The following is a 16,196-nucleotide window of genomic DNA, read 5'->3' as shown; positions in this document are numbered from 1 at the left end:
ATGTACGGGAGACCGGTCACGGGAGGTCGATCGCCGCGTAGGTGACGTCGAGGTACTCGAGGATGCCCTCGTGCGACCCCTCCTTGCCGATCCCGGACTGCTTCACGCCCCCGAACGGGGCGGACGGGTCCGAGATCAGACCGCGGTTGATGCCGACCATCCCGGTCTCCAGGCCCTCGGCGAACCGCAGTGCCCGTTGGAGGTCGCGGGTGAAGATGTATCCGACCAGGCCGTGCTCGGTGTCGTTTGCCTTCGCCATCACCTCGTCGTCGGACGTGAACGACATGATCGGCGCGACCGGGCCGAAAATCTCGGCCTCCAGCAACCGCGCGTCCCCGGGCACGTCGACGAGGACCGTGGGCGGGTAGAAATGGCCCGGCCCGTCCGGACGCTCACCGCCCACCAGGGCACGGGCGCCGCGGTCGACCGCGTCGGCGACGAGGTCGGCGATCGTGGTGACCGAGGCCTCGTCGATCAACGCACCGACGTCGACGCCGTCGTCGAGACCGTGACCCACCTTCAGCGCGCCCATCCGCTCGGCGAAACGCGCCGTGAACTCCTCGCGCACCGGCTCCTCGACGTAGATCCGGTTGGCCGCGATGCACGACTCCCCGATGTTGCGCATCTTGGCCACCATGGCGCCGTCGACCGCGACGTCCAGGTCGGCGTCGGCACACACGATCAGGGCCGCGTTGCCGCCCAGCTCCATCGAGGTGCGCAGCACGTTGTCCGCCGCCTGGCGCAGCAGCACGCGCCCGACCTCGGTCGACCCGGTGAACGACAGCTTGCGGGTGCGGCGGTCGGCCAGCAGTGCCGAGACGACCTTGCCGGACCGTTTGGTCGTCACCACGTTGACGACGCCCGGCGGGACGCCGACCTCCTCCATGATGCGGGCCAGCAGCAGCATGGTGAGCGGCGTCTGTGCCGCCGGCTTGGTGATCGTCGTGCAGCCCGCCGCCAGCGCGGGAGCTATCTTGCGGGCGCCCATCGCCAACGGGAAGTTCCAGGGCGTCACGAAAACGCACGGTCCGACCGGCTTCGGCACGGTGAGGATCCGGTAGCCGCCGCCGGGAGCGGTGTTGTAGCGCCCCTCGACGCGCACCGCCTCCTCGGCGAACCAGCGGAAGAACTCGGCGCCGTAGGCCACCTCCCCCCGTGCCTCGGCGAGCGGCTTGCCCATCTCGAGCGTGATCAGCCGGGCGACCTCCTCGGACCGCCCGGTCAGTGCCTGGTACGTCGCGGTCAACAGTTCCGACCGTTTCCGCGGCGGGGTCGCCGCCCACTCGGCCATCGCCCCGCTCGCCGCGTCCAGGGCGGCGAGCCCGTCGACGACGTCGGCGTCGGCCACCTCGGCGATGGTCGTGCCGGTGGCCGGGTCCTCGACGGCGAACGTGGCTCCGCTGGCGGCCTCGCGCCAGGTGTCGCCGATCCGCAGCCGCCGGTGCTCGGGGGCCAGGATGTCCATCGGGTCACTCATGGCGTCCTACCTCCCCGCCTCGGACAGCGCCAGCCCGGTGTCCGCGTCGAACAGGTGCGCGCGGTCCAGGTCGACCGTGACGTGCAGCCGCTCCCCCGGTGTACCGGTGACGGTGGGTCGCGCCTTGACCTTGAGCATCTCCGTCCCCACCCGGACGTCGATGACCGTGCGGTCGCCGAGCGGTTCGAGCGCGTAAAGCTCACCCGCCAACGACGTGTCCCCGCGCTGCTCGACCGACAGGTCCTCGGCGCGCACGCCCAGCAGCAGCTGACGACCGTCCTCCGCCGTGGTCCAGCGCGGCCGCGGCAGCGTCCAGCCCTGCGCCCCGACCAGGCGGTCCCCCTCGGCGTGGCAGGCGAGCAGGCTGATCCGAGGGCTTCCGACGAAGCCGGCGACCCACCGGTTGGCCGGCCGCTCGTACACCTCGGCCGGCGTTCCGACCTGTTGCACCGTGCCCTCCTTGAGGACCGCGATCCGGTCGGCCATCGACAGGGCCTCGACCTGGTCGTTGGTCACGTACACGAAGGTCGCCCCGAGGCTGCGGTGGATGCGGGTGAGCTCGGTGCGCATCTCGACGCGCAGCTTGAGGTCGAGGTTCGTCAGCGGCTCGTCCATGAGGAACGCGCGCGGGCGACGGACCAGCGCCCGCGCCAGGGCGACGCGCTGCATCTCACCGCCCGACAGCTGCGCGGGACGGCGCTGCAGCAGACGTTCGATGTGCAGCAGGTCCGACACCCGCTCGACGGCGGCGGCGATCTCGCTCGACGGGAGGCGGCGTGCCCGCAGCGGCGACGCGATGTTCTCGTACACCGTGTGTCGCGGGTAGAGCGCGTAGTTCTGGAAGACCATCGCCAGGTCGCGTGCGGCCGGGGCGTCGTTGGTCGCGTCGACGCCGTCGAGATGCACCGACCCGGCGTCGAGCTTCTCGAGGCCGGCGATCGCCCGCAGGGTCGTCGTCTTGCCCGCCCCCGACGGCCCGAGCACGACGAAGAACGAGCCGTCCGGCACGTCCAGGGTCACCCCGTCCAGGGCCCGGACCTCACCGAAGGACTTGCGCAGCCCATGTGCCGCAACGGTTCCCATCAGGCCACCAGCTCTTCCGTGTTCACGTCGTAGACCGCCGGTGTCCCGCCGGAGTGCCGCAGCCCGACCGGGGCGTCGGCGTCGAAGCGGACCGTCGGTGGCATCCGGACCCGGACGTCGCCCTGACCGCCGTGGTCGACCACGTAGATGATCTCGTCGCCCAGCCCTTCCGCCGCGACCACGCGGGCCGGGACCGACCGTTCCGCGCCCGGTTCGGTGACCTCCAGCGCCTCCGGTCGCACGCCCGCGACCAGGCGACGGTCGCGCGGCAGGCCCGGCGGTGGCGTGAGGTCCAGCCCGCCCTGGCCGCGCAGCCTGCCGTCGGCCACCTCCACCTCGATCAGGTTCATCGGCGGGGAGCCGATGAACGCGGCGCAGAACAGGCTCGCGGGACGGTCGTAGACCTCCAGCGGCGTGCCGATCTGCTCGACCCGGCCCTTGTTGAGGATGGCGATCCGGTGACCGAGCGACATCGCCTCGACCTGGTCGTGGGTGACGTAGACCATCGTCGTCCCCAGCTCGCCCTGCAGGTGCTTGATCTCGGTGCGCATGTCCGCCCGCAGCTCCGCGTCCAGGTTCGTGAGAGGTTCGTCCATCAGGAAGGCGCGTGGTCGCCGCACCAGGGCGCGGGCGAGCGCGACGCGCTGCTGCTCCCCGCCGGACAGCCGGCTCGGTCGCCGGTCCATGAGCGGACCGAGGCGCATCAGCCGGGCGGCCTCGTCGACGCGCTCGCGCACCTGCGGCTTCGGCAGCCCCTCGGCCCGCAGCGGGAACGCCAGGTTGTCGCGGACCTTCAGATGCGGGTACAGGGCGTAGAACTGGAACACCATGGCGATGTCGCGCTCGGCGGGCGGCAGGTCGTTGACCAGCGTGTCGCCGATGCGGATGTCGCCCCTTGTCTGCCTCTCCAGGCCGGCGATGGCCCGCAGCGTGGTCGTCTTGCCGCAGCCTGACGGGCCGAGCATCACGAACAGCTCGCCGTCGCCGATGGACAGGTCGACATGCTCGACCGCGACCGTCCCGTCCGGGTAGCGCTTGTGCAGCGCGGTGACCTCGATGCCCGCCATCAGCGTCGCACCGCCCCGAGCGTCACACCGGCGATGAGGTGCTTGCGTACCAGGTAGGCGAAGACGAGCACCGGGAGGGCGAACACCACGGAGGCGGCGGCCACGAGACCCCAGTCCACGGTGGTGCCACCGATGAGGCCGGCGATGGCGGGTGGGGCCGTCCGTACGTCGTCGCTGGAGGTGAGGAAGATGGCGAACACGAACTCGTTCCACGAGAAGATGAGGGCGAAGACCGCCGTCGCGGCGATGCCGGGCACGAGCAGGGGAAGGGTGATCCGCCGGAACGCCTGGAAGCGGGTGTAGCCGTCGAGCATGGCGGCGTCCTCGTACTCCGAGGGCACCTCGTCGACGAACCCCTTCATCATCCAGATCGTGAACGGCACGTTGAACGCGGTGTAGATGAGGATCAGACCGAGCTGGGTGTCGATGAGCCCGACCTGGCGGTACATGAGGAAGATCGGGATCACGACCACCACGGGCGGCATGAACCGGGTGGACAGGATGAAGAACAGCTGGTCCTTCTTGGCTTTGAGGGTGAAGCGTGAGTACGCCCAGGCCGCCGGGACGCCCAGCAGGGTCGCCAGCGCCGTGGAGACCCCGGCGACCACGACGGAGTTCACGAACGCGACCGACACCGCCGAGCGACCGCCGTCGGGTGAGACGAACACGTCCTTGAAGTGGTCCAACGTGACCGTGAAGCCGAAGAACTTGGCCGGGACGGCGTAGACGTCCCGGTTCTCCTTGAGGGACGTCTCGACCATCCACAGCACCGGGAAGAGCATGACGACGGCCAGGATGGTCAGCAGCACGATCTCGAGTACCGATCGGCCCCGGCCGCGACGACGGCGCGTGGGTGGCGTGTCGTCCCGTACGGGACCCGGGGACACGGCCTCGTCGATGGAGAGGGCCACTAGTCCTCCTTGAGCTTGTTCAAGTAACGCAGGTAGAACTGCGTGAGGACGATGACGACGAGGATCATGAGGATCCCGTACGCCGACGCGGTTCCGGTGTTGAAGCCGAGGAACGCGACCTTGTAGACGTGGAACGACAACGTCTCGGTGGAGACCCCCGGTCCCCCGCTGGTGAGGATGTAGACGAGGTCGAACTGCCGGAAGGCCTCGATGGCCCGGAACAGCACCGCGATGAGCAGCAGCGGCCACACCAGCGGAAGGGTGATGGTCCGGAACTTGAACCACTCCGACGCCCGGTCGATCGAGGCCGCCTCGTACAGGTACTTGGGGACCGCGGTGAGGCCTGCCAGCGCGATGAGCATGATGAACGGCGTCCACTGCCAGGTGTCGACCACGATCAGCGACAGCAGTGCCGTGCGCTGCCGCGTGAGCCACTCCACCCCGTCCAGGCCGAGCGAGCCGAGCATGCTGTTGACCACGCCGAACTGCGCGTCGAGCATGAACTTCCAGAACAGTCCGACCACCACCGGCGAGAGCATCATCGGGGTCAGGAACAGGGTGGTCAGCACTCCCCGACCGCGCGTGCGCCGGGAGATGAGGTAGGCGATCGAGAAACCGAGCACGGTCTGCAGGGTCACGGCGCCGACCACGAAGATCAACGTCGTGACGGTCCTCTGGTGGACCTGCGGCGAGGTCAGGATCGCGGTGTAGTTGCCGAACCAGAGGAAGTTCGCGGGCCCCCCTTTGGTGGCCGAGTAGTCGGTGAAGGACAGGTACAACGTCCACAGCAACGGGAACACCGACATGGCGAGCAACAGCAGCAGTGCCGGGGACGTGAAGGCCACGGAGAGCCAGCGGTCGCTCAGGCGGCGGGCCCGCCCCCGGGCGGGCGGCGTCGCGGACGCCGCCTGCCCGGGGTTGTCCTTCGTCAGAGGGACGGGGTCACTCACAGCCCGCCGCCGCCCTTCTTACGGCTGGCGTCGAGCACCTTCTGCTGCTCCTTGGCGATCTCGTCGAGCGCCTGCTTGGGGTCCTTCGCGCCGTTGAGGGCCGCGTTCACGTTGGTGTTCTCGATGTTGACCAGCTGCGCGTACTCGGGCACGTTCCACATGTCCCGCATCCGTGGCACCGAGTCGGCGTAGACCTTGGCGAACGGGCTCGAGTTGAGGAACTCCGGCGACTGGATGGCGTCGGTGCGCGAGGGCACACCGCCGGCCGCGGCCCACTTCTTCTGGACGTCGGCCTGCTCGAACCACTTCATGAAGTTCAGCGCCTCGTTCTGGTTCGCCTTGGCGGAGTAGGCGGAGATGTGCATCCCCATGCCGCCGAGAGGCACCAGGTTCGTCTTCTGGGTCGGCAGGGTGGCGAAGCCCAGCTTGCCGAGGATCTGCTCGCGCGTGGTGCCGAGCGTCGACTGCTTCGGGTCGAGCAGGCCGCCGCTCGCGGCGATCCACTGGAACGCGATGCACGCCTTGCCCTGGGCGACCGACGCGTTGACCTCGTCGATGAACCAGTTGCCGGAACCCTTGGCCGTCAGCGGCTTCATCTTGTTGACCAGGACGTCCATCGCCTCCTGGCCGGCGGCGTCGTTGAGGACGCCCTCGATCTTGCGGTCCTTGGCGTTCCAGAGGTTGCCGCCGTAGACGCCGTTGACCGTGTTGTACGTGACGGCCGCGGCGTCGGAGCCGTTGGCCTGGTGGAAGGCCAGCCCGCTGACGCCCGGGTTGTCCGCCTGGCACTTCGCGGCGACCGAGATCATCTCGTCCCAGGTCTGCGGCGCCTTCTCGCCGATCAGGTCCTTGCGGTAGATCATCGTCCAGGTGTCGCCGAGCAGCGGCAGGCCGTACAGCTTGGCGTTCTCGTCGCGCTGGCCGGTCTCCGCCTGCGGGTACTGGCCGTAGGCCGCCAGGAGATACGGGTTGTAGGCGCTGGTGTCGATGTTCTTCTTGACGAAGTCGGTGATGTCGAGGATGTTGCCGTTCGTCACGGCCTCGCCGATGTGCTGCGAGTCCAGGATCGCGATGTCGAAGTCGGTCTTGCGCGCGGCGAACTGGGTGAACATCGCGTCGTGCCAGTTCGCGTTCGGCACCGTGTTGACCTTGACGGTGACGTTCGGCCGCAGCTTCTTGTACTCCGCGTTCGCGAAGTCCTCCAGCGCCTTGGCGGGCGGCCACTCGAACCAGATGAAGCTGAGGGTCAGCGGGTCGTTGGTGAGCGTCGGGATGTCCGCCGGCGCCTTGGGGGCGCCCGACTTGTCGCCGTCGTCATCGCCGCCGCACGCCGCCATGGTCGTGGCCAGCAGCATGGCCGCCATCGCGAGCTTTACCTTGCGACCGGGAACGGGCAGTCGTCCTATTCGCTTCGGATACCGCATCTTCCTGCCTGCTTTCTGGGTGGGGGACTGCTGAAGCGTTGCCGCGTGCTTCGTCGAGCGGTTGCTGAGGTTGGTCGGGCGTGGTGCGTCGCGAGGGGTTCACGGGCGCGGACCATCGCCACGGGTGCGCCGCGACGTACCGGGCCCTTCCGTGATCGGAAGGTCCGTCGGTTCCCGCGTGGCCGGGCGGGACGTCGAGCATGCTCGTGGGAGCGTTCGGGGTGATCGAAGTGGTGCTGGCGGGTGGTTCAGCGATGGTGCAGGATGGCTGGCATCCCTCGCTTTTCCTATACGATTTGAGTGGGCGTCAGCATGCAGGAGCATTGCGACCGATGTCAACAGGTTCGCGGAGACGCACGAAGGGACCTCACGTCACGATGGACGACGAAGCGATGACCACGTGGGGCCACGGGGTCATGACGGGCCCGACGCCGGGAAGATCCCGCGGCCGGCTCGCCGACGAGGTGTACGACACGCTGCTCGGACAGCTGATGTCGCTGCGCATCGAGCCCGGCGCCCGCGTCACGATCGACGTCCTGGCACGGGAGCTGGGGGTCTCGCAGACGCCGATCCGCGACGCCCTGAACCGCATGGAGGCCGAGGGCCTGGTCGTGCGCGTGCCCCACGCCGGCTACCGCATTCCGCCCCAGATCACCCGGCAGCGGTTCGAGGACATGCTCGAGATCCGCCTGCTCCTCGAGCCGGCGGCGGCGCGCAGATCCGCCGAACGCGCGTCCCCGGAGCAGGTCGCCGACCTGCGACGGATGCTGGAGGAGATGGCGGAGATCGAGCGTGGCGACGAGCCCCTGGCCTACGGCGCCTTCGGCCTGCGCGACGCCGCCTTTCACGACCTCATCGCCCTGAGCGCGGGAAACCAGGTCATCCGCGAAGCGCTCGCCCGCCTGCACACGCACGTGCACCTGTTCCGACTGCACCACGACACCCAGGTCACCTACCTGGCCATGGCCGAGCACGAACAGGTCCTGGCCGCGGTCGCCGCACGTGACCCCGACGCCGCCGCCTACGCCATGCGCCGGCACATCCTACGGTCCGGCGACCGGTTCCGACGGTTCTTCGACGAGGCCGGGGACGTGGACGCGATGGCGATGGAGGCTTGACGGGCAGGCTCCGCCCGAGGATGCTGACGCAGTCGGATCGGATCGGATCGGATCTACCGCCACCCCGGCCCCCAGATGCGAGGAGAAGCAGGTGCCCAGAGCACTGCTCCTGACCGGCGACGCCGCCGAGGAGCTCGACACCATGTATCCCTACTACCGCGTGCAGGAGGGTGGCTGGGACGTCGACGTCTCGTCACGGACGATGCGTGACGTGCAGCTCGTCATCCACGAGTTCGACCCCAACTCCGACGCCTACGTGGAGAAGAACGGCCGGAAGCTGCCGGTCGACGTGCCCTGGGAGGACGTCGACGTCGAGCGCTACGACGCCCTCATCATCCCCGGCGGACGTGCCCCCGAGTGGATCCGCGTCGACGCCCACGTCAGGCGCATCACCGAGCACTTCTTCGCGCGCAACCTCCCGATCGCGCTGGTATGCCACGGCGCCCAGGTGCCGGCGGTGTACGGGCTGCTGAAGGGTCGCAAGACCGCGTGCTTCCCACCCATCACCGGTGACATGGAGAACGCGGGCGCGACCGTCATCGACGCCCCCGACTGCGTCGACGGCAACCTCGTCTCCTGCCGCGGATGGCCGGACATGCCGCAGTTCGGCCGGGCGATGATGGAGGTCTTCTCGAAGTCGGTCGGCTCCGCGTCGGCATGAGCCGGTGACGGATCTGCGGACCGTCACGGTCGACGGCTCCCCCGTCCACGTCCTGGACAGCGGCACCGGCCCCGCGGTGCTGATGCTGCACGGCTCCGGGCCCGGGACGACCGGGTCCGGCGCCTGGGCGGCGACCGCGCAGGCGTTGGGCGCGTCCTGGCGCCTGGTCGCCCCCGACCAGGCGGGGTTCGGCCGCACACCGGTTCCGGCGGGCTCCCGGGGTGGGCTCCGGCTGTGGACCGAGCAGGCCGCCGGCCTGATGGACGCGCTCGGTGCCGACAGCTACGCCGTGGTGGGTCACTCCATGGGCGGGGCCGTGGCCCTCGCGTTGGCGGCCGCGCGTCCCCGGCAGGTCACCCACGTCGTGGCCGTCGCCACGATGGGCGCCCCCGGTGCGCCGCTGTCCGCCGACCTCGACGCGGTCTGGGCCGCACCCGCCGGCCCGGTCGGGGCGCGGGACATGTTGAGCCGCCTCGTGTTCGACCAGACGCTCGTGACCGACCCGGCCGTCGACGCGCGTGCGGCCGCGATGCGAACGGGGGCGGCCGCATACGCGTCGTTGTTCCCTCCGCCGAGGCAACGGTGGGCCGACGACCTCGCCCTGCCGGCGGCGACGCTGGCGGGGATCCGCGCGCCCGTGCTGCTCGTCCACGGCGCCGAGGACCGGCTCACCCCGCTCGCGACCGCGGCGCTGCCCCTGCTGGAGCACCTGGCCGACGTCCGCATGGCCGTGTTCGGCCGGTGCGGGCACGTGCCGGCGCTCGAGCACCCGGACGACTTCCGGCAGGTTCTGTCGTGCTTCCTCCGCCGGGGCGGCCCTCAGGTTCCGTAGAAGTGCGCGGCGTCGAGGTCTGTCAGCGCGATCCAGTCGGTGCTGCGGGCCGGCGTCGCCGCGCCGGACGTGAACAGGTCCAGGAGCACGGCGGGCCGTTCGTCGACGCACTGGGCCAGGGCGTACACCGTGGCCAGCACGTGCACGCACGGCCGGCGGCGGGTACGGCAGTCGCAGCCGCTCGTGCACTCGTCGGGCCGCACGGCGACGGCGATGCCGTGCCGGCGGAACTCGGCCTCGACAGCGTCGGGCAGGTCGCCGGCGACGGCGTCACCGTGCCCGGCGACGAGCCGCAGTGCGGCCTCCACTGTCTGCTCCGTCCACAGTGGAACGTGAAGGTGGGCTCTGTGGGTCGTGCCCGTCACCGCGACGGTGGCGTCGACGCGGCCGGCGGTGACCGACAGGGTGACAGCGTGGTTGCGGGCGAGGCTGCGGGCCCTGGGCAGCAACGTGTTCGGCGGGCCGGTGGTCGGCTCGACGGTGCGCACCCACGCCCGTCCCCACGGTGTCGCACCGAACTCGGCCGGCGTCACGACAGGTTCCCGAGCTCGAGCACGGCGTGCAGCTCGTCGTCGCTGAGGTCGGCGAGAGCGTCGCCGGAAACGAGGCCGGCGAGTCCGCGCTTGCCCGCGTGCATCCGCGCGATGTGGTCCTCGATCGTGCCGCCGGTGACGAGTGTGTACACGCTGAGGGTGCGCCGCTGGCCGATGCGGTGTGCGCGGTCGGTGGCCTGGTCCTCCACGGCCGGGTTCCACCAGCGGTCGAAGTGCATGACGTGCGCGGCACGGGTCAGCGTGAGGCCGAAGCCCGCCGCGCGCAGGCTCAGCAGCAGGATCGGCGGCGCGGCGTCGTCCTCCTGGAACGCGCGCACCAGCTCGTCGCGGCGGGCCGCCGGCAGCCCGCCGTGCAGAAACGGAACGGTCGGCACGCCGATGGCACCGGCGAGGTGGTCCGACAGCAGCTCACCCATCGCGCGGTACTGCGTGAAGACCAGCGCGCGGTCCCCCTGCTGCGCGATCTCGGTCAGCATCTCGCCCGCCCGGTCGAACTTGCCCGACCGGCCGGTCTCCGCCCGGTCCTCGCGCAGGTACTGCGCGGGGTGGTTGCAGATCTGCTTGAGCGCGGTGACGAGGGCCAGGACCCGTCCGCTGCGCTGCGGACCCGATCCGAACCCGTCGGCGAACGCGCGGTCGACGGCCTCGCGGTACAACCGGATCTGCTCCCCGGTGAGGGTGCACACGACGGTCGAGTGCTGCTTGGCCGGCAGGTCGGTGGCCACGTCGGCCTTCGTGCGACGCAGCAGGACCGGCCGGACGACCGCGCCGAGGGTCGCCGCGGCCCGCGCCGAGCGACGCTGCTCGACCGGCACGACGAACCGTTGCCGGAAGCGGGCGCGGGTGCCCAGCAGGCCGGGGTTGGTGATGTGGAGAACGGACCAGAGCTCGTCGAGCCGGTTCTCCACCGGCGTGCCGGTCATCGCGATCCGCACCGTGCCGGCCAGCGCGGCCGCGGCCCGACTGACCGCGGCCTCCGGGTTCTTCAGCTGCTGCGCCTCGTCCAGGATCACCACGTCCCAGCCGACCCGCCGCAACTCCTCGTCGGTGCGCAGCAGCGGATATCCGGTGACCACGACCGCGCCCGGCGGCAGCACGTCCGGCAACCGCCGGCCGGGGCCGTGGTGGACGGTGACCGGTGTGCCGGGTGCGAACCGTTCCAGCTCCCGCCGCCAGTTGCCGACCAACGACGTCGGGCAGACGACCAGGTGCGGGCCGGCCGAGCGGCGCATCGCCAGCAGCGCGATCGCCTGGAGTGTCTTGCCCAGCCCCATCTCGTCGGCCAGCACGCCACCCTGTCCGCGCTCGGCCCGTCCGACGAGCCAGGACACCCCGTGCACCTGGTACGGGCGCAGCTCGGCCCGCACGCCGGTGCCGCGCAGCGCGGCCCGGGTCCGGAGCGCGCCGCGGAACTGCGCCAGCAGGGCGGCGGCCGAGGCGATGGCGGTGCCGTCGGCGTCGAGAACCGCGTGGGCGGCGGTCGGCATCCGCGCGGCGAGCCCGGCGAACCGGTCGTCGTCGACCAGCAGCGCCGCCTCCCGCCACGCCCGCACCGACGCGCCGACCGACGCGCGGTCGTCGAGGCCGCGCAACGCCGCGGCCGCCACCTCCACGTCGGCCAGGCGCGCCACGACCCGCGCCGCCACGACCCGACCGTGCCGCGGCACGGCGAGCCGGCAGGTGGCGGACCGGCCCCCGGGCAGGCCGAGGTCGCGCACCGCCCCGTCGAGCCCGGCGGGACCCCACCACGCGATCGCGCCCTCGTCGGGAACGAACGTGGCCTGCAGGCGCGCGGACACCCGTGTCATCGCCGACCCCTCCCCCGCGACGCGGACGCGCCGACCCGGGCGAGGCTAGGCCGAAACAAACGATCTTGCACATCGCACATGTGTACGACGCGGGCTTCCTTTTCACCACGTGGCGGCAGCTATCTGTGACGAGTGGCGTGACCGCCGCAGACGGAAATCCCGATCGCGTCAGCGGCGGCCGTGGCCGCGCTCGAAGTGCCACACGACGACGCCCGGGATGGCCCATGCCGCTCTCGTCGCTTCGGGGACGAGCTCCATCAGTGTCCACGGCCACCCCTCCCAGCCGCCGACCGTCAGCTCGGTCGGCGGAGGCGGCGGCGGTGTCGGGTCATCGGGTCCCCGCGGTTCCTCGCAGCGTCGGACCTGGAACCCGGCCGACAACGCCGCGCGGAGGAAGTCGCCGGTCGTGTGCCGGTAGCTGGGCACCAGTCCGGGTTCGCCGCCGGGGCCGAGCGCGTGTGGGACGGAGCCGCGCAGGACCAGTTCGTGGTGGGCGTCGGAGATGGCCAGGTGTCCGCCTGGGCGGAGCACGCGGGCGAACTCGGCCATCACCGGTTCGAGCGTGGGTACGTGGCACAACGCGAGCGCCGACACGACGAGGTCCATCGACCCGTCGGCCACGGGTAGGCGGTCGAGGTCCCCGAGCAGGAAATCACCCGAGGGGACGCGGGTGCGCGCGCGTTCGAGCATGTCCGGTGAGCTGTCGACACCGACGACGCGGTGGCCCCGGCCGGCCAGATGCTCGGCGTACCGGCCGGTGCCGCAGGCCGCGTCGAGTGCGTCGCCCGGCGGGAGGGCGTCGATGATGTCGTGCATGACGGGCTCGTCGGCGTCGAACAGGCCGTTGCGGGGCTCGTCGTCGTAGGTGGCGGCCCATTGCCGGTAGCCGGTGAGGCTGTCACCCCGCTCGACCACCGTCCCGGCATGGCCGGCAAGGGCGGCGGTGGCGAGCAGGCGGCGGACCTCGGCCAGCCGTCGGTCGATGAAGTCCCTGTCGAAATCGCCGGCCCAGGCCCGCAGCAACGCGATCCCCTCCAGCCCCAGCAGGTACGCCAGGGGGTGCTGGTACACCATCCGGCGACCGTAGCGATCGGGCCGGGACGGGTCCATCGATTTGGACCGCTGCCCGATCAGCTCGTGACCGCGCGATGCCGGTCGCCGTAGTACGCGCGGACACTCGCCGGAAGCACCAGCAGCGCGACGAGCGCGAGTCCGATCCCGACGTTGAGCACCCGCATCGCCAACGACTCGCTGACGAAGACTCCCACACCGATCAGAAACACGCCGACGAGGATGGCGGAAAGCCGCCCGGACCGACGCCCGGTCCACATCGCCCAGGTGACCGCGGCCAGCACCGCGCCGATCACCAGCGCGGTCGGAACCCCGCCCTGGCTGACGGCGAAGACCCCCGCGAGGATCAGGAAGGTTGCGAAGAGCCCCGACAGTACGGACGCCACCATGACGGGCACGGGCGGCCGACCCAACTTCATCATGGCCGTTGATATCTCCAGGCCTCCGAACGGCCAAACACCAGTGGACCGGCGTAGCGTTTCGTTCTGGTTGGGTGCCGCGCACCCCTGCGACGCAGCTGGCGGTCGGTCGCCTTCTGGCCGAACGTGATGATGCCGCACGTCATGTTCGTCGGTGTCGTGCCGGTCCTCGGCCTCTGGCTCGCCGTCGGTTGGCCGGGACCGGTGCGACGGAGCTGATCACGGCACTAGCCTGACGGCGTGGTGGTCGACGACGTTGACGACGGGGAGGCGCGCCTGCGCGCCTGGGAGCGGCGCACCGGTGGTGCCCTGACCGTCCTCGGTGTGCTGTTCCTGACCGCGTACGCGGTCCCGATCCTCTCCCCCGGCCTACCGCACACCTGGCACGTGGCGGCCGAGGCCGCCGAGATCGTCACCTGGACCGCGCTCGGCGCCGACTTCGCGGTCCGGTTCCGGCTGGCCGCGCGGCGGCGCCGGTTCCTGCGCACCCACCTGTTCGACCTCATCGTGCTGGCGCTGCCCGTGCTGCGACCGCTCCGGGCGCTGCGCCTGGTCGCCATCGTGCTGGTGATGCACCGGCGAGCGGTCTCGGCCACCCGGCTACGCCTGTCGACCTACGTCGGCGGCACCGCGCTGCTGCTGGTGTTCGTCGCGAGCCTCGCCGTTCTCGACGCCGAACGCCGCAGCCCCGACGCCAACATCCGGTCGTACTTCGACGCCGTCTGGTGGACGATGACCACGCTGTCGACGGTGGGCTACGGCGACCGGTACCCGACCACGGCCGAGGGCCGGGTCATGGCGATGGTGCTGATGGTGTGCGGCGTCGGGTTGCTCGGCTTCATCACCGGTTCGCTGGCGAGCTGGTTCATCGACCGGTTCAGCGACCTGGAGCAGAAGGAGACCGAGACCAGGGACGACGTCGCCGACCTGCTGACCGAGGTCCGGAAGCTGCGGACCGAGCTGGGAACGGTACGGGCGGAGCTGGCGGACCTGCGGTCGGTCGCCCCGCCGGGCTGACCGCCGACGGCGAACACGCCGGTCCCGTACCGGCGGACGCACCGGAGTCGATGCTTGCACCGCGGTCCCACGAAACATATGATGTGTGCGCGAATAGCGATGATCACGCTCGACCCCATTCACTGCACATGCGCGCGTAGATTTTCTTCATCCCGTCAGACATCTGATGTTCAGCCCTGTTCAGCCCTGTCCAGCCTGGCCCCGTCCACGGACACCCTCGGAGACCGCCACCGTCCCGAGGTGCCCGTGCGTGCCGCTCCTGCCCGGTCGAGGCCGGGGCCCGGTTCCGGGCGGGCTGTCATCACCGCTTGTCGGCGCGGAAGCCCGTTCCTACTGCATGCGTTGTCGCGTCCGGTGTCCCGCGACGCGACCAGGAGGCGCCATGACCCACTCATCCAGCGGCCGGTCGCCCGCCCCGGCCCAGGTCGGTTTCCCGCTGTTCGGCGCGGGCCGGTCCAGCCTGTCCCGCCGCAGCATCATGCGCGGCGCGGCGCTCGGAGCCGGCACACTCCCCCTGTCCGCCGCCCTCGCGGCGTGCGGCGACGACGAGGACGGAGGTTCGGACACCGGTAGCAAGGAGGTCAGCTTCGGGTCCAACTACTCCGACGAGGTGCCGAAGAACGCCATGGCGTCGGTGCTGAAGGGCTACGAAGGCAAGTCGGGCGGCACCGTGAAGGTCAACACGGTCGACCACAACACGTTCCAGGAGAACATCAACCGGTACCTGCAGGGCACACCGGACGACGTGTTCACCTGGTTCGCCGGCTACCGGATGCAGTTCTTCGCCCGACAGGGCCTGGCGCAGGACATCTCAGACGTGTGGAGCTCCGTCGGCGGCGGCTTCACCGACGCGCTCAAGAAGGCGTCCACCGGCGAGGACGGCAAGCAGTACTTCGTGCCGTTCTACTACTACCCGTGGGCCGTCTTCTACCGGAAAAGCCTTTTCCAGCAACGGGGTTACACACCACCGAAGACACTGGACGAGTTCAAGGCCCTGTGCGAGAAGATGAAGGCCGACGGCATCGTTCCGGTCGCGTTCGCCGACAAGGACGGCTGGCCGGCCATGGGCACGTTCGACTACCTCAACATGCGCATCAACGGCTACGACTTCCACGTCCGGCTGATGGCCGGCAAGGAGTCGTGGACCAGCAGTCAGGTGAAGCAGGTCTTCGACACGTGGCGCGGGCTGCTGCCCTACCACCAGCCGGCGGCGAACGGGCGCACCTGGCAGGAGGCCGCGCAGTCGTTGGTCGCCAAGCAGAGCGGCATGTACGTCCTCGGTGCCTTCGTCGGCGAGCAGTTCAGCGAGGCCGACCGGGCCGACCTCGACTTCTTCGCCTTCCCGGAGATCAACCCGCAGCACAAGCAGGACGCGGTCGAGGCGCCGATCGACGGGTTCATGGTCGCGAAGGAGGCGAAGAACGTCGCCGGGGCGAAGAACCTCATGAAGTACCTGGCGACGTCCGAAGCCGAGCTGCTGTTCCTGAAGAGCAGCCCGAACAACGTGGCGACGCACAAGGACGCCGACACCTCCGGCTACAGCCCGCTGCAGAAGAAGTGCGCCGAGCTGGTGAGCGGCGCCAAGCAGGTCTCGCAGTTCCTCGACCGCGACACGCGTCCCGACTTCGCGAGCACGGTCATGATCCCGTCGTTGCAGAGCTTCATCAACAATCCCAACGACGTCGACGGTCTGCTGAAGAGCATCGAGAACCAGAAGAAGTCCATCTTCACCGACTGACCCGGCTCGACCGGGCGTTCGCGCCGGTCCCGGCCCGTCGGCCGGGACCGGCGCGTCTTTTCGGGA

The 16,196-nt window shown here is 70.4% G+C and carries 15 protein-coding genes; 5 read left to right on the top strand and 10 right to left on the bottom strand.

Features of this window, described 5'->3' with window-relative positions; genetic code table 11:
- Positions 1–16 precede the first annotated feature (16 nt).
- Genes Voc01_RS27960 through Voc01_RS27935 form a run of 6 tightly spaced genes read right to left on the bottom strand, consistent with a single transcriptional unit; the run spans position 17 to position 6,852 of the window.
- Positions 17–1,477, bottom strand: a complete 1,461-nt coding sequence (locus Voc01_RS27960; RefSeq protein WP_203930554.1) for an NAD-dependent succinate-semialdehyde dehydrogenase — start codon at positions 1,475–1,477, stop codon at positions 17–19.
- A 6-nt stretch (positions 1,478–1,483) separates the two neighbouring features.
- Positions 1,484–2,560 carry an ABC transporter ATP-binding protein gene (locus Voc01_RS27955; protein ID WP_203930553.1) on the bottom strand — a complete coding sequence of 359 codons (1,077 nt, stop codon included), beginning with the start codon at positions 2,558–2,560 and terminating at the stop codon, positions 1,484–1,486.
- Positions 2,560–3,627 (bottom strand): ABC transporter ATP-binding protein, encoded by a 1,068-nt coding sequence (locus Voc01_RS27950; RefSeq protein ID WP_203930552.1) that lies wholly within the window; start codon positions 3,625–3,627, stop codon positions 2,560–2,562. The genes Voc01_RS27955 and Voc01_RS27950 overlap by 1 nt, the downstream gene beginning before the upstream one ends.
- On the bottom strand, positions 3,627–4,538 hold the full coding sequence (locus Voc01_RS27945; RefSeq protein ID WP_203930551.1) for a carbohydrate ABC transporter permease: 912 nt from the start codon (positions 4,536–4,538) through the stop codon (positions 3,627–3,629). The genes Voc01_RS27950 and Voc01_RS27945 overlap by 1 nt, the downstream gene beginning before the upstream one ends.
- Complete coding sequence (locus Voc01_RS27940) at positions 4,538–5,488, bottom strand: carbohydrate ABC transporter permease (RefSeq protein ID WP_203930550.1); 951 nt, start codon at positions 5,486–5,488, stop codon at positions 4,538–4,540. Before Voc01_RS27940 ends, Voc01_RS27945 begins: the two co-directional genes overlap by 1 nt.
- On the bottom strand, positions 5,485–6,852 hold the full coding sequence (locus Voc01_RS27935) for an extracellular solute-binding protein (protein WP_239160539.1): 1,368 nt from the start codon (positions 6,850–6,852) through the stop codon (positions 5,485–5,487). Before Voc01_RS27935 ends, Voc01_RS27940 begins: the two co-directional genes overlap by 4 nt.
- A 437-nt stretch (positions 6,853–7,289) precedes the next feature.
- On the opposite strand from Voc01_RS27935, the gene Voc01_RS27930 reads away from it, so the two are divergent.
- The 3 genes from Voc01_RS27930 (at position 7,290) to Voc01_RS27920 (ending at position 9,523) form a co-directional block, all read left to right on the top strand.
- Positions 7,290–8,030 (top strand): GntR family transcriptional regulator, encoded by a 741-nt coding sequence (locus Voc01_RS27930; protein ID WP_239160538.1) that lies wholly within the window; start codon positions 7,290–7,292, stop codon positions 8,028–8,030.
- Between the two features lie 91 nt (positions 8,031–8,121).
- On the top strand, positions 8,122–8,691 hold the full coding sequence (locus Voc01_RS27925; protein WP_203930547.1) for a DJ-1/PfpI family protein: 570 nt from the start codon (positions 8,122–8,124) through the stop codon (positions 8,689–8,691).
- A 4-nt stretch (positions 8,692–8,695) separates the two neighbouring features.
- Entirely contained in the window at positions 8,696–9,523 is an 828-nt protein-coding gene (locus Voc01_RS27920) for an alpha/beta fold hydrolase (RefSeq protein WP_203930546.1), read from the top strand.
- On the opposite strand, the gene Voc01_RS27915 is transcribed toward Voc01_RS27920, so the two are convergent.
- The 4 genes from Voc01_RS27915 to Voc01_RS27900 form a co-directional block, all read right to left on the bottom strand.
- Entirely contained in the window at positions 9,511–10,056 is a 546-nt protein-coding gene (locus tag Voc01_RS27915; protein WP_203930545.1) for an SWIM zinc finger family protein, read from the bottom strand. The two genes, Voc01_RS27920 and Voc01_RS27915, sit on opposite strands and share 13 nt — an antisense overlap.
- Complete coding sequence (locus Voc01_RS27910) at positions 10,053–11,885, bottom strand: DEAD/DEAH box helicase (RefSeq protein WP_203930544.1); 1,833 nt, start codon at positions 11,883–11,885, stop codon at positions 10,053–10,055. Before Voc01_RS27910 ends, Voc01_RS27915 begins: the two co-directional genes overlap by 4 nt.
- Before the next feature lie 168 nt (positions 11,886–12,053).
- Positions 12,054–12,959: a class I SAM-dependent methyltransferase gene (locus tag Voc01_RS27905; RefSeq protein WP_203930543.1), complete on the bottom strand. Its 906-nt coding sequence runs from the start codon at positions 12,957–12,959 to the stop codon at positions 12,054–12,056.
- A gap of 56 nt (positions 12,960–13,015) precedes the next feature.
- The gene (locus tag Voc01_RS27900; protein ID WP_203930542.1) at positions 13,016–13,375 is read right to left on the bottom strand and encodes a hypothetical protein; all 360 of its coding nucleotides are present in this window, start codon (positions 13,373–13,375) and stop codon (positions 13,016–13,018) included.
- A gap of 240 nt (positions 13,376–13,615) precedes the next feature.
- Here Voc01_RS27900 and Voc01_RS27895 point away from each other — a divergent pair, with 240 nt between their 5' ends.
- The gene (locus Voc01_RS27895; protein ID WP_203930541.1) at positions 13,616–14,392 is read left to right on the top strand and encodes a potassium channel family protein; all 777 of its coding nucleotides are present in this window, start codon (positions 13,616–13,618) and stop codon (positions 14,390–14,392) included.
- Between the two features lie 382 nt (positions 14,393–14,774).
- Positions 14,775–16,130, top strand: coding sequence for an ABC transporter substrate-binding protein (locus Voc01_RS27890; RefSeq protein ID WP_203930540.1), 1,356 nt, complete (start codon positions 14,775–14,777; stop codon positions 16,128–16,130).
- Positions 16,131–16,196 lie beyond the last annotated feature (66 nt).

Source organism: Virgisporangium ochraceum (assembly GCF_016863655.1).
Lineage (GTDB): Bacteria > Actinomycetota > Actinomycetes > Mycobacteriales > Micromonosporaceae > Virgisporangium > Virgisporangium ochraceum.
The sequence above is the reverse complement of the archived record's forward strand: the minus strand, read 5'-3'. Positions and strand labels throughout refer to the sequence as shown.

Bases quoted from the DNA above. Each gene is read 5' to 3' on its own strand.
- Voc01_RS27935 (WP_239160539.1), bottom strand. From the start codon at position 6,852: ATGGCGGCCATGCTGCTGGCCACGACCATGGCGGCGTGCGGCGGCGAT.
- Voc01_RS27905 (WP_203930543.1), bottom strand. From the start codon at position 12,959: ATGGTGTACCAGCACCCCCTGGCGTACCTGCTGGGGCTGGAGGGGATC.
- Voc01_RS27960 (WP_203930554.1), bottom strand. From the start codon at position 1,477: ATGAGTGACCCGATGGACATCCTGGCCCCCGAGCACCGGCGGCTGCGG.
- Voc01_RS27890 (WP_203930540.1), top strand. From the start codon at position 14,775: ATGACCCACTCATCCAGCGGCCGGTCGCCCGCCCCGGCCCAGGTCGGT.
- Voc01_RS27950 (WP_203930552.1), bottom strand. From the start codon at position 3,627: ATGGCGGGCATCGAGGTCACCGCGCTGCACAAGCGCTACCCGGACGGG.
- Voc01_RS27930 (WP_239160538.1), top strand. From the start codon at position 7,290: ATGGACGACGAAGCGATGACCACGTGGGGCCACGGGGTCATGACGGGC.
- Voc01_RS27900 (WP_203930542.1), bottom strand. From the start codon at position 13,375: ATGAAGTTGGGTCGGCCGCCCGTGCCCGTCATGGTGGCGTCCGTACTG.
- Voc01_RS27910 (WP_203930544.1), bottom strand. From the start codon at position 11,885: ATGACACGGGTGTCCGCGCGCCTGCAGGCCACGTTCGTTCCCGACGAG.
- Voc01_RS27955 (WP_203930553.1), bottom strand. From the start codon at position 2,560: ATGGGAACCGTTGCGGCACATGGGCTGCGCAAGTCCTTCGGTGAGGTC.